Source organism: Micromonospora sp. RTBAU3-60, assembly GCF_054963695.1.
This window is the reverse complement of record NZ_JBUEGB010000052.1, coordinates 1-12929: the sequence shown is the minus strand read 5'-3', so window position 1 is coordinate 12929 and position 12929 is coordinate 1. Positions and strand designations below refer to the sequence as shown.

The following is a 12929-nucleotide window of genomic DNA, read 5'->3' as shown; positions in this document are numbered from 1 at the left end:
TGAGGATCCCCGGCGGACGCGTGCAGCTCGCTCTACGTACACGTCATGCACCTTCGGCGAGCGTTGGTTGCTCTGCCGGCGGACGCGGCAGGCGGGCCGGGGCGTCAACGGGTACCGGTCGACGCCAATCCTGAGCGGATAAATATCCGCCGGCTGGCCCGGCTGATGGATGCGATCATGGAACACTGGCCGACGATGACCGGCCGGCCGAACTGGCGGGTGTGTCCCTCGAACGTCACCAGGATCTCGCTGGCCGGTCTTACGGGTGTGGGCTACGCCCGCCTAAGTTCGAGTACAGGAATGGTGCGGACTCCAGCAGTTTGGCGTGCATACTCGGCAAAGCCTGGGTAGCGCCGCGCTTGCTCGGCGTAGACGCGGTCGCGTTCAGCGCCGGTCAATTCGCGGACGGTCACCTTGTATGTCTCGGTTCCGCGTTCGACACTGCCGACACCGGCGGCGGCCAAGTTGTGGTACCAGTCCGGGTTGGTGGATGCTCCACCCTTGGTTGCGAAGACGTAGATGACGTCTGGCTCGGTGTCGTGCGGGAGGTACATCGTCGGGTTGACATACTCCCGCCCGCTCTTGCGGCCCCGGTGATGCAACAGGACCAGCGGAGCGCCCTCGAAGTTCCCGCCAACCCTGCCCTCGTTCGCTCGGAACTCCGCGATGGTCTTCGCGTTCCAGTCGAGCGTGTCGCTCATGTCGAACTCCAGTCGTTCACGATCTCTGGGTATGCGCTGGGATCGGGTGATAGAAGGCCCGGCGGGTGTTCCCAGCGATCAGGCCTTTGACCTGGTACTTCATGGAAGCTAGGCCCTCATCGCGCAACTGGGTGGGGACGAGCAAACCGGCCAGCTACGACACTTTGGCGCGGTGTCCACTGCTCAGATCGCGTCCAGGTCGGCGAGGGCGTCGGGCGGCAGGGCCAGGGCCGCGCCGGCAATGTTCTCGCGCAGGTGGGCGACTGACAAGGTGCCCGGGACCAGCATAATGCTCGGCGAGTGCTGCAGCAGCCAGGACTGGGCGACCGCCGCCGAGGTCGCGCCACCCGCTTGGCGACCGACTCCAGCACGTCAGACCGCAGCAGCGAGAAGCCGCCGAGCGGGAAGTACGGTGCTCGGCGCGCAGGAGCTGCGGCGATTGCTCGTCGTCCAGCAGCTGCAGCCAGGGAGGCGCCGGGTCGCGGTTGGGCTCCGTGAGTGCCTCGAAGACAATGGCCGGTGGGGGCGGTTGGGCGCGTCCGGCTGCCGGCTTCGCGCATGCCTCAGACTAAGAGCCTGGTAAATAAGGGTTTCAGGTGTTTTGGTGGCGGGCGAGGCGGCGGGTCATGACGATGATCATGGCCCACTGGACCATCGCGGCGTGGTGGTCGGGTAGCCGCTCGTAATCACGGACGGTGCGTCGACACCGGTTGATCCAAGAAAAAGTGCGTTCCACGCACCAGCGGCGGTGCAGCACGACGAACGTGGTCTGCCCGGCGAGCTTCGCGACGATTTGCACGGTGAGGGCGAGGTGGGCGGCGGCCCAGTCGACCAACTTGCCGGCGTAGCCGCTGTCGGCCCAGGTCAGCCGGATGGTGGGGAAGCAGGCGCGGAGTGCCCACAGCAGCGGGCGGGCGGCGTCGCGGTCCTGCACGTTTGCGCCGGTGATCAGGATGGCGAGGAGCAGGCCGCAGGTGTCGACGGCGATGTGGCGTTTCCGGCCGTTGATCCTCTTCCCGGCGTCGTAGCCGCGGGTTGTCCGGCTGACGGTCTCCGCGCCGCGTATCGACTGGGAGTCGACCAGCGCGGCTGTTGGCTGCCGGTTGCGGCCCTCGACCTGTTCGCGGACCTGTTCTCGCAGGCTGTTGTGCATGCGGTTGAGCGTTCCGTCGGCGGTCCAGGTCTTGAAGTAGTGGTAGACGAGCTTGTGGTGCGGGAAGTCGGCGGGCAGCGCGTCCCACTGGCAGCCGGTGCGGTCGAGGTAGCGGATCGCGTCCACGATGTCCCGGCGGGGGTAGGTGATCGGCCGGCCGCGTCCGGTCCCGGCCGGCACGTGCGGAGCCAGGACCTGCCATTCGACATCCGAGGTGTCGGACGGATAGTGCCGTGGCCGGGCGGTGGGCAGGTGATCGTCAACGGCAGCCGGGGCCGCGGATGCGGCGACGCCGGCGACAAGGTATACAGACAGGGTTGGGCCTTCGGTCGTGCCGGTTTAGTCGCCTTTGCTCGTACCGGAGGCCCTTCCCCATGTCACGCCACCACGCCGGCCCCCGTCACGGTTGGCGATCTCAACCGGGCCCGCCGGAACCGGAAACCCTTATTTACCAGGCTCTAAAGCCCGCCGGGCTGGTCCAACCCGTCGCCGGCCAGGCCAGTCCGTGGTATTGGCCAGCCAGGACTCGTCGCATGACGAAACGTCGAAATATCTGGCGGCGCTGCGCGGCATCGGGAGGCCGGCCGCGTTCGACCGGCGGTATGGTGCCGTGAATCAGCGTGGGCTGTCGGTCCGGAGGATGAAGTCGGAGATCCGGGGCCGCATCGCTCGTGGGTTTGAGTACATCGGGAAGTGCGCGCCGTGTGGGATCTCCCGGCACGTGGCGAGGCAGTTGCTCGTTGAGCGCGGCCACCGCCTTTCCCCGCACCGGGTGGTGATCTTCATGAGTGTGGTCGGGTGCGGCACCCGGGCGTCGATGTCGATGCGACAACACCGCCGCCACGAGATCGAGGCGGACACCTCCGCGCACAGCGACTCATACCCGAGCTGGTAGCGATACTTGAGGAAGATCAACCCAAGTACGTCTCCATCGGCACGCTCGGCCGGCCCATCCGGGGCGGAGGTGCGGCACGAACGAAGCGAAGAACCGCTCGTCGTCCAGCCAGGCATCGACGCGTTCCAGCTCCGCCGGTAGCCGCAGGCACACCATCCGGCAGTACCGATTCCCACAACGACGGCTGCACGTTCCGCATCCGCAGCATGACCGCAATCCCATGTGAACCAACGACTTGCTGCCACCGTCATTGTGGTGACCGGCGTGTCCGGCCCAGCCGGACACGCCGACAACCGTCGATCTACCTGTCAGGTCGAAGTAGTTAGCGGGTGCCGCGGTCGGCGTCGATGATGAGCCGGGTGACGAGGTCGGGGTGGCTGACCATGGCGCAGTGCGAGGCGGCCACGGAGACCGTCGCCCGGGCGTTGGCTCGGTTGTACTCGAAGCTTTGCAACGCCGGCGGGATGGCCAGGTCCTGGGTGGCGATCAGGCCCCATGAGGGGATGGTGTGCCACGCGGCGGCCCGGGTCGGGTCGCTGAAGCACTGCGCGCTGAACGGCCGCTGGGTGGCGGCCAGAAGCTTAGTCGTCGAGGTGGGCAGGTCGGCGGCGAAGACCCGGCGCAGCTGGTCGGGGTGCAGGTACAGGTCCGTGCCGGTGGTGCCGTCGGGGTTCGGGTACGGAACCGGGTAAGTAGCGGCCTGGATCTCGCTGCCCGGGTAACGGCCGATCAGCTCGCCGAGCACCTCGCCGGTGTCGGGGACAAACGCGGCGATGTAGACCAGGGCCTTGACGTTGGGGGCGCTGGCGGCGGCGTTGGTGATGACCGCGCCGCCGTAGGAGTGCCCGGCGAGGATGACCGGTCCGGGGATGCTGTTGAGCAGGCTGGCCACGTACGCCGAGTCGTACGGCAGGCTGCGCAGCGGGTTGGCGGGGGCCATCACTGTGTAGCCGCGCTGCTGCAGCTGCTGCACGACATCGTTCCAGCTGGCGGTCGCGTCAGCGAACCCGCCGTGCACCAGGACGACGGTCGGTTTCGGCGCCGATGGCGTTGTAGTGGTGGCTTCGGCCGGCCCGCCCAGGGCGATGCCGACGGCGGTGGCGCCGACTCCGGCGACGAACGTGCGCCGGGACACGTGGGTGTTCACTACTTCCTCCAGAAGATTGGTTTGCGGGCTGCCGAGACAGCGGCTTGGTGGATGAGGTCGGCAGCCGGCTGAGTGATGTACACGGCGTGGCTGCCGATCAACTCGGTGGTGACCGTGCCCGCTCGGGCGGCGATGGCCCGCCGCGGACGGCGGGATCATGCGGTCTCGGTTGGCGACGAGATACCGGGCTGGGCTTGTGTCGCCACGCCGGCTCGGTGACCGCACCGGCCAGCGCGCCGACCCCACGGCACCTGGGAATCGGCCAGGAACGCGGCCTCGTCGGCTGGAAGGGGAGGCGGGACCGCTTCTGGCGTGGTGTCTACGGCTGCGGGCCGACGGCCGCGGCCTGGGCGATGAGGCTCGCCACCGCTTCTGGCTGCGACAGGTAGACGGAGTGGCTGGCTGCGACCTCGGATACGGTGGCGCCGGTCCTGGCCGCCATGACGTGCTGCGCCGGTGGCGGGATCATCTGGTCATCGGTGGCGACCAAGTACCAGCTGGGCTTGCTCCGCCAGGCGGGTTCGGTTACCGCGCCTTCCAGCGCGCCGATGCCCCATGGGACCTGGGAGTCGGCCATGAACGCGGCCTGTCGGGCCGGCAGGTCCGCGGCGAAGGAAGCCGGGAACTTCTCGCGGTCGAGGAAGAGGAACCCGTCTTGCGGGGGCAGGATAGGCGGTACCGGCGCGCCGGGCGGCGGGTCGGCGATGAGTGTGCTGACCGATTCCCCTTTGTCTGGAGCGAACGCCGCGACGTACACCAGCGCGGCCACGTTCGGGTGGGTGCCGGCCTCGGTGATGACCACGCCGCCGTAGGAGTGGCCGACCAGCACGACCGGTCCGTCCTGGGCGTCGATGATCTGCCGGGTCGCTTCGACGTCGCCCTTCAACGACAGGGTTGGGTTCTGCACGATGCTGACTCGGAAGCCGTCCCGGGTGAGTGATTCATAGACGCCCTGCCAGCCGGAGCCGTCGACGAATCCTCCGTGTACGAGAACGACGTTTTGCAGCGTATATGTGCCCATGGTGGTCCCTGTTCCTTTCGTGAGTCCGGGCAATGCCAGGACGGTAGGTCGCCGTGGACGAGCGCCGCGTACGTCATTTGACTTCAGTTCGTGACGCAGGTGTCTGGCAGACAGCTCATGGGGAGCGATCGGCGGGCCGTTGCCAGGTCAGCGGAGTACATTCCGCTGACCTGGCGGTTCCTCCGCACTGGGCAGGCATCGCCGGGACAACCGCGTCTGCTCTCGTTGGGACTGCTACGGGCCTTCTGCGGGTCTGTCAGCGGCTGCGAGGATGGGTCTGATGTCGATCGCTGTGAACAACCTCGGGCCGCTGCTCGGCCGGGACGCCGAGACCGAGCTGCTCGGCTCGCTGCTTGATGGAATCCGGCGTAGCGGCGGACCGCTCGTGCTGTGCGGCGAGCCGGGAATCGGCAAGTCCCGGCTGCTTGCCGTGGCGGCGGCGGTTGCGCGCGAACGCGGCTTCACGGTGCTGAGCACGACCGGGGTACAGTCCGAGGCGCATCTGGCGTTTGCGGGCCTTCACCAGTTGCTTCGCCCGGTGCGTTTCCGCGCGGCGGACTTGCCGGCCACACAGCGTGCCGCGCTCGACGCCGTCTTCGGGCTGGCGCAGGAGTCGGCGCCGGAGCGATTCCGGATCGCGATGGCTGTTCTTGATCTGCTCTGCGAGGTGGCGACCGACGCACCGCTGCTGGTCCTGGCCGAGGACGCGCATTGGCTTGACCGCCCGACGACCGAAGTGCTCGCTTTCGTCGCCCGCCGCATACAGTCCGATCCGATCGTGCTGGTGGCCGCCGCGCGCGAGGGTTACCCGTCGCCGCTCGTTGATGCCGGACTGCCACAGCAGCACCTCAGCGGTCTCACGCCCGCCGACGCGATGACACTGCTGGACGCGTCGGCGCAGGAGCTCTCCCCAGTAATCCGTGACCGGCTGCTGAGCGAGGCCGCCGGCAATCCTCTCGCGCTCATTGAGCTGCCGATCACCGCAGCACGACTGGAGCCGATCGCGCCAGGGTCGCTGCCGGTCACGCAGCGGCTCGAACGGGCCTTCGCCGCCCGGATGTCGGATCTGCCGGAGTTGACTCGGCTGCTTCTGCTGGTCGCGGCGCACAGCGACGACGAGCGCGTCAGCGAGATCCTCGAGGCCGCTGGCGCGGTTGCCGGGACCACGTTGGGGCTCGAACTGCTCGAGCCGGCGGCCGAGGCCGCGATTGTTGACCTTGACCTGCACACGGTGCGCTTTCGCCACCCGCTGATCCGCTCGGCGGTACGCCAGAGTGCGAGCCTGTCGCAGCGCCGCCAGGTACACGAGGCGCTCGCCGAGGTACTGCGCGCCGAGCCGGACCGGCGCGTGTGGCATCGCGCTGCATTGATCAGCGGCACGCATGAAGAGATCGCCAAGGAACTGGAGGAGGCAGCCGGACGCGCGAGGCGCCGCGGCGCACTCGCGGTCGCGGTCACCGCTTTGCAGCGGGCAGCCCAGCTGAGCCCGTCCACGCAGCGCGTCCGGCGCCTGCTCGCCGCAGCGCAGCTCGCCTTCGAACTCGGCCAACGCGACGTCGTCACGCCGATACTGCGTGAGGTGGAGCACCTCGATCCCGATCCGATCGAGCGGGCTCGCGCCACGTGGATTGACGAAGCCGTCCACACGCGGCCACTTGGCGACGCGCCGCGTACTGCAGCTCTGATCGCCGCCGCCGAGCACGCGGGCAAGGCAGGTGATCACGACCTACAACTCGACATGGCCTGGCTAGTCGCCGTCCGGGCCTGGATGGTGGATCCAGCACCCTCGGCACGCAGAGTCCTTGTCGAAGCGGCGAATCGCTTGGGTGATCCGGAATCAGTCGACCTGCGGATCTTTGCGATCCAGGCCTACGCCGATCCGTTCGGGACGGCACCGGCAGTAGTCGAGCGCGTCCGCGCAGCCGCAGCCGATCTCCACCGCGATACCGACGCCGCTCGTCTCCTGGGCCCGGCAGCTGCGACCGTGGGGGCCTTCGGTCTCGCTGCCAGGTTCCTCGGTGAGGCAGTCGAGGGTCTCCGAACGCAAGGACGGCTTGGGCATCTGCCGCGCATGCTCACTCTGCAGGGAAGTATGGCAGCGCAGGTCGCTGACTGGGCCGTAGCGATTCCCGCGGCAGAAGAGGCCAGGCGCCTGGCGACAGAGCTCGGCGAGCCGCAATGGGTCGCAGCAGCCGACACAGTCGATTCGATCATCGCTGGAATCCGAGGCGATCCGGACGCGGCTGAACGAGCCGCGGCCCGGGCCGAGCGTATCGCGGTGCCGACCGGGGCGAACATCACCGTCGCCTTCGCGCAACTCGGTCGGATCCTCGCCGCACTCGCCGCAGGCAGACACTCCGACGCCTACGAGGTAGCCGAACGCCTCTTCGATCCGGCGAGTCCGGCACACCACCCGATTGTCGCGTGCTGGCTCATCGGCGATCTGGCCGAAGCCGCACTGCACACGGGTCGGATCAACGAAGCACGAGCGCGCGTGAGGCAGGTCGAATCAGCATCCGGCGACATCCCAGGGACCTGCATCGCAGTAGGGCTGCTGCACGCACGCGCGCTACTCGCCCAGGACCCCCAGGAGGCCGCGGGCCGCTTCGAGGAGGCACTCGGCGCCGACCTCACGCACTGGCCGCTTCAGCGTGCCCGGCTCCTGCTTGCACATGGCCAGTGGCTACGGCGCCAGCGTCGAATCGCGGAATCGCGCACTCCGCTGCGGGACGCCCGCGATGCCTTCGACGCGATGGGCTGCGCGGCCTGGAGCGACCAAGCCCGCCGAGAGCTTCGAGCGTCCGGGGAGGCCAGCCGCCGACGCGACGTCGCCACCAGGGACCAGCTGACCGCTCAAGAGCTGCAGATCGCCCAACTCGCCGCCCAAGGGCTTTCGAACAGAGACATCGGACAGCAGCTGTATCTGTCCCACCGGACGATCAGCACACACCTTTACCGCATCTTCCCGAAGCTCGGGATTACCAGCCGCGGTGACCTTCGCTCAGCCCTCTTGGCGCGCACAGCTCTGCGAGATGCCGGCGGCCAGTGAAAGATGGCCCTGGCACAAAGCCCGTGAATCGGGTCCCGGTAGTCGCGTGGGGTGCCCGCTCTGGCCAAGAGTGGTCGTGAGTGAGCAGTCTCGGCTCCGCAAGCGACTGCCTATCGACGGAGCGAGACGTGACGACAACTGCCGCAAGTAGCAGCAATCCGGACCTGCTGACCGGGTGGATCGATCGCGAACGGAAGCGTGCGACACCGAGCCGCCGCGGCACGACTCCCTTCGGCCGCGGGCTGAGGTTCGCGTTCTACGGACGAATGTCAACGAAGGACTTCCAGGACCCGGCATCGTCGTACCACTGGCAACGTGAGGTGGCCCTCGGCCTGACCGCAGGGCGGGGCACGATCGTGGCCGAGTTCTTCGATATCGGATACTCCCGCCGCAAGGCGTGGGATGAGCGCCCGCAAGCCGCGGCGCTACTGGATGCGCTCGCTGACCCCAACCGCGTGTTCGACGCGATCGTGGTCGGTGAGTACGAACGCGCGTTCCACGGCAACCAACTACTACACCTCGCCCCGACTCTTGAGCGCCACGGCGTACAGCTGTGGCTACCCGAGACCGACGGCCCACTCAATCACCACAACCCCACCCACCGGGCATTGATCATGATGTTGGGAGCCCAGTCCAAACGCGAGGTACAGCGCGCCCGCTTCCGGGTCATAGCCGCGATGCAGGCCCAAGCCCGCGAACAGGGACGCTACCTCGGCGGCCGACCGCCCTACGGCTACCGGCTCGCCGACGCCGGGCCCCACCCGAACGCCGCCCACGCCCGTTGGGGCCGCCGGCTACACCGGCTCGAACCCGATCCGGGCACCGCCCCACACGTACGGTGGATGTTCGCCCAACGCCTCGCCGGCCGCAGCGTCGCCAGCATCGCCCGAACGCTGAACGAGATGGGGATTCCCTGCCCGTCCGGCGTCGACCCGGACCCCAACCCGCACCGCAGCGGAGACGGGTGGACCCTGCGCACGGTCGCCGCGATCTTGAGTAACCCCCGCTACACCGGGCGACAGGTGTGGAACCGGCAACGCACCGACCACAACCCCGTCGACCACCAGCGCAGCGAGGTGCACCGGTGGAACCCTGCCGAACAGTGGGTGGTCTCCAAGGAGATGGCGCACCCCGCGCTGGTTAGCGAGGAGGACTTCGTCACCGCCCAGGCCATCCGATGCAACCCGACACCCGAGGACGGCCACGCCCGCACCTTCCTGCTGTCCGGCCTGCTGCGCTGCGGTCACTGCGGGCGGCGGATGGAATCGCACTGGGTGCACGGCCGAGCCGGCTACCGCTGCCGACACGGGCACACCAGCGCGAAACTCCCACGCGGCACCCTCAAGAACCTCTATCTACGGGAGGACGACCTACTTACCAGCCTCACGGCGCACATCAACTGCGGCGGCAGACCGGGCCAGGCGAGGCGGCCGGGTCACACCCTTGCCGCAGGCGAGGTGGTAGCGATTCTGCGCGAGAACCAAATGACGATCGTCTCCCATGGCAACGCCTGGGACTTGACCCTCACATCCGATCGCCACTAGCACACCGGCGAGCCAAGCGCAATGCCCACCGGAGATTCCGTGGGGTATTAACGTGTCCGAGGATTTGCACACTCCTATGTAGCATCCGTTACACAAACGGGTGCTCATGCGTTAAGCCTAGCACTTCACGATGCGTACCACTACAGGCGTGAGCTGCGCACGAGCACGCCATGGCGCAACTAATGCAATCAATTCCGCTGCCTGCGCCGGCACCAATACGGCCAAGAGCCGGAGGTCTCGAAATTGCCGTGCGGCGCGATGCGGAGCCATTCCCCAGCACGCCGCCCGGGCGGGTCACATAGGCTAATCAGGGCAGGGTATCTGTCGCCGGGCCGTTGGAGGTCTCGCTCGTGTTGGCGAATGGGTGTGGCTGTCCGGTCATCGCCGACAGCGCGTCGGCCACATCGTGGAGGTCAGCTTTGATGTAGGTGGTGGTGGACGATCCTGGGCTGTCGGTGTGACCCGCGTAGGCGCGGGCTACCCCGTAGCCGAAGTGGCGTTCGACCCAGGTGAGGGTGGTGTGCCGCAGCCAGTGGGTGGAGATGCCGTGCGTGGCGACCCAGGGCAGGCGGTCGCCGATGCGTTTCCATAGGTGGTCGTAGCGGCGGCTGCTGATCGGCAGGCCGTTGCGGTAGCGCAGTAGCCGGTCGATGGGCAGGGCGGCACCGCGGGCCTGGGTGTGTTCGTACAGGTACTCGGCGAGGTCGAGGGTGATCGGCTGCCACCGCACGACGCCGTTCTTCTCGGTCAGCCGCACGAGCCCGTTCGTGCGGTCCAGATCGACGAGCCGCAGGGCGAGGGCGCCGCCGCGGCGGCAGGCGGTCTCGGTGTGCAGGCGTAGCAGGAGGGCATCGAGGATGACGTCGTTGCCGCTGGTCCGCGCCACCGCGTTGATCTCCTCCAACTCCTTCGGTGTCAACGCGCGGCGGGTGCTGGGCAGACGGCGGGGTTTGGCGACGCGGTGGGCGGGACTGCCCGAGGCGTCGATCAGGCCGTCCGCGATGGCCCGGGAGTAGAAGGCGCGGGCGGCGGCGATGACATGCTCGCCGGCGTGGCGGCCGTTGCGGCTGTTACGCCGTGATCGAGCCGTCATGGTCGTCTGCTGTTTCATGGCCTCGACGTCGCTGGCCGCGACCGCGTCCAGCGGCCGGTCGCCCCAGACGGTGGCCATGCGCTGCCAGTAAGTGCCGTAGGCGCGTTGGGCGCCGGGGCCTGCTGCGGCGATGACGCGGGGTAGGTACTCGGCGATCGTCGGCAGGGCGGCTGGGCCGTCGGTGTGGGATTGGAGGTCGGTCAGGGTGACGCCGAGGTGAGCCAGGATCTGCCGGGCGGCCGTGATGGCGGTGGGGTTAGCTGACACAGTCGGCTCCTGCCAGTTGGTTGTGCACGTCTGCGAGGAGTCGGGCGACGGTGCTGGCGGGGTGCACGACAAGCAGGTCGTAGGCGACGAGGGCGGCTAGCAGCACAGGCTGGCCGGGCTCGATCCCGCACATCCGCCCTGCGGATGCCGGTAGGGGCAGCGCGCCGCGGCTGCCCACCCGGTGTCGGCCGTCGTTGGCCAGGTGGACGACGAGCATTCCCTGCTGAGGTTGGATGTCGAGGCGGCGGCCCGCTTCCCAGCGCAGCGCTTGCAGGAGCTGTAGTGCGGCCACCCGACCGCAGTTCGACGGCAGAGCCATCGCCAGCAGCAGGTCGGGACCGCTAGCGGACGCAGGCGGAAAGACTCGGGCGGGTAGGACCGGCATCGGTGTCGGGCATGGGCGTGCACGGGCGGGCAGTGCGGCAGGAATTAGCGGACGAACGAGCAGTTCGCTGCACGCTGGGGAAGGTCGGGTCATGACGGGAAAACCGTGTGAAGACCGACCCACCCTTGGCCCGGCGAATTTTCGTTGGATTGACGGTGCGTGCTTGGGACGATGAGCTGGTGATGCTCTACGTCGATGGCACCGCCATGTACCGAGACCACGAAAGGTGGGGCTTCCACCTCGCCAACGACGTTTCTCAGCGGATCCGGATGTCCCTCGGCACCGAAGAGGTGGAGCAGACCCTCGCCCGTGCCGATTTGTCTCCCCCTCCCGAGGGACCGCACTTCGTGTACGAGGAGAACAGGCGGCTGTTCGCGGGACGACGGGGGCGGGGACCGCTGCACGTCGCGTGGGACACGAACCTGCTGGTCGACTACTTTCAGTACGGCCATCGGATGTGGACGGGCGACAGCGTCGTGGACCTCGTGTCCGATGAGGAGTATGCAACGGACCTGGAGTCGCTGCAGCTGATTCTGGGCCTGTGGGCTGTCCGGGACCTTCGCTTCATCATGCTCGAGGCATCCATCGACGATGCAAAGAAGGCACTGTCGCAGGAACGCCGCGCGCAGCGCTTGTTCGCCTTCGAGGAGTTCACCGCGGCGCTAAGAGCGACCGGCAATAGGTGTTACCTGAGCCTGCGGGTGGTGGGTCGGGTGTCCCAGCGGTAGAGCGTGCGGGCGCGTTGGATGAGTTGACGGATCGTGACGATCGCGGCTGCCAGGTACAGGTAGAAGTCGATGGTTGCGGCGTTACGGTCGGTGCAGCGGCGGATCTTGCCGAAGCCGTTCATCCATGCGTTGGTCCTCTCCACCACCCAGCGTGTGCCGATCTGGACCGGGGCTGGCACGCCCTTGCGGGCGATCTCGGCGTCGAAGCCGATCTCTTCGAGCAGGTCACGGGTCCGGTTGCTGTCGTAGCCGCGGTCCAGGTGTGCGGTGACCCGCTCGGGCCAGTGATGCCGCAACTGGATGCTGCACGCGGCGAAGGTGTCCCGCAGCAGTGGGGAGTCGTGCCGGTTGGCCGGGGCGCTGATGATCCCGAGCGGGATGCCGTAGCCGTCGACGCCGGTCGAGCGTTTCATGCCGCCCTACCGCGGTCGACCGGAGACCGGCCGGCCCGCTCACCACCGCACGGGGCCTTGGTGATCGCACCGTCGGCGCTGACGTCGGCCAGGTCCAGGCCAATCATGCGGTCGTAGGCGTCCAAGGCCAGCTCGTGGAGTTGCTCGCCGAGACCGGCCTCGGCCCACGACCGTAGCCGGCGGCGAATCGTCCGGTCCGAGCAGGCATCCGACGCGACGCGTTCATAGCCGGAACCATGCACCAAAGCGGCGATGACGTGCTCGAACACGACCCGGTCAGGGATCCGACGCCGGTGACAGCCCAGCGGATGCGCCGGATCGAACCCGGGTTGCTCAGGCCACAACGCGGCGAACTGGACCCAGACAGGTTCGAACAACGAAGATGGCAGCGCAGGCACGGGACTCCATCGGTCACGAAGCGTAGAGAACTCCGATGATCAATGGACCCGTGCCTGCTTGCAACCTCGGGGTCCGTCCACCCAGACGCCCTATCTATTGCCGGTCGCTCTAAGCCTGAATCCACCGATAGGCGC

10 protein-coding genes and 2 pseudogenes are annotated in these 12929 nt (G+C 67.9%); 3 read left to right on the top strand and 9 right to left on the bottom strand.

Annotation, left to right across the window (positions count from 1 at the left end):
• Positions 1–272: 272 nt before the first annotated feature.
• The 6 genes and pseudogenes from ACY34I_RS30825 to ACY34I_RS30800 all read right to left on the bottom strand — a co-directional run bounded on the left by ACY34I_RS30825 (position 273) and on the right by ACY34I_RS30800 (position 4917).
• Entirely contained in the window at positions 273–701 is a 429-nt protein-coding gene (locus ACY34I_RS30825) for a nitroreductase family deazaflavin-dependent oxidoreductase (protein WP_462758591.1), read from the bottom strand.
• Between the two features lie 183 nt (positions 702–884).
• Positions 885–989 carry a hypothetical protein gene (locus tag ACY34I_RS30820; protein WP_462758589.1) on the bottom strand — a complete coding sequence of 35 codons (105 nt, stop codon included), beginning with the start codon at positions 987–989 and terminating at the stop codon, positions 885–887.
• A gap of 304 nt (positions 990–1293) precedes the next feature.
• On the bottom strand, positions 1294–2106 hold the full coding sequence (locus tag ACY34I_RS30815) for an IS5 family transposase (protein ID WP_462758633.1): 813 nt from the start codon (positions 2104–2106) through the stop codon (positions 1294–1296).
• Between the two features lie 510 nt (positions 2107–2616).
• Positions 2617–2957 (bottom strand): annotated as a pseudogene (locus ACY34I_RS30810) (transposase); the annotation flags it as partial.
• A gap of 114 nt (positions 2958–3071) precedes the next feature.
• Positions 3072–3896: an alpha/beta fold hydrolase gene (locus ACY34I_RS30805; protein ID WP_462758587.1), complete on the bottom strand. Its 825-nt coding sequence runs from the start codon at positions 3894–3896 to the stop codon at positions 3072–3074.
• A 319-nt stretch (positions 3897–4215) separates the two neighbouring features.
• Positions 4216–4917 carry an alpha/beta fold hydrolase gene (locus tag ACY34I_RS30800; RefSeq protein ID WP_462758585.1) on the bottom strand — a complete coding sequence of 234 codons (702 nt, stop codon included), beginning with the start codon at positions 4915–4917 and terminating at the stop codon, positions 4216–4218.
• Positions 4918–5197: 280 nt separating this feature from the next.
• Here ACY34I_RS30800 and ACY34I_RS30795 point away from each other — a divergent pair, with 280 nt between their 5' ends.
• Together ACY34I_RS30795 and ACY34I_RS30790 are read left to right on the top strand one after the other, a co-directional pair.
• A complete protein-coding gene (locus ACY34I_RS30795) occupies positions 5198–7966 on the top strand; it encodes an AAA family ATPase (protein WP_462758583.1) in 2769 nt (922 codons plus the stop codon).
• 80 nt (positions 7967–8046) lie between these two features.
• On the top strand, positions 8047–9510 hold the full coding sequence (locus ACY34I_RS30790; protein ID WP_462758581.1) for a recombinase family protein: 1464 nt from the start codon (positions 8047–8049) through the stop codon (positions 9508–9510).
• 307 nt (positions 9511–9817) lie between these two features.
• Here ACY34I_RS30790 and ACY34I_RS30785 read toward each other — a convergent pair whose 3' ends face one another.
• Positions 9818–10870: a tyrosine-type recombinase/integrase gene (locus tag ACY34I_RS30785; protein ID WP_462758579.1), complete on the bottom strand. Its 1053-nt coding sequence runs from the start codon at positions 10868–10870 to the stop codon at positions 9818–9820.
• Positions 10860–11189 carry a hypothetical protein gene (locus ACY34I_RS30780; protein ID WP_462758577.1) on the bottom strand — a complete coding sequence of 110 codons (330 nt, stop codon included), beginning with the start codon at positions 11187–11189 and terminating at the stop codon, positions 10860–10862. The genes ACY34I_RS30785 and ACY34I_RS30780 overlap by 11 nt, the downstream gene beginning before the upstream one ends.
• A gap of 245 nt (positions 11190–11434) precedes the next feature.
• Between ACY34I_RS30780 and ACY34I_RS30775 the strand changes: the two genes are divergently transcribed.
• Positions 11435–11983 carry a hypothetical protein gene (locus ACY34I_RS30775; protein WP_462758575.1) on the top strand — a complete coding sequence of 183 codons (549 nt, stop codon included), beginning with the start codon at positions 11435–11437 and terminating at the stop codon, positions 11981–11983.
• On the opposite strand, the pseudogene ACY34I_RS30770 reads toward ACY34I_RS30775, so the two are convergent.
• Positions 11941–12794: pseudogene (locus ACY34I_RS30770) on the bottom strand (IS5 family transposase). The gene ACY34I_RS30775 and the pseudogene ACY34I_RS30770 overlap by 43 nt on opposite strands.
• Positions 12795–12929 lie beyond the last annotated feature (135 nt).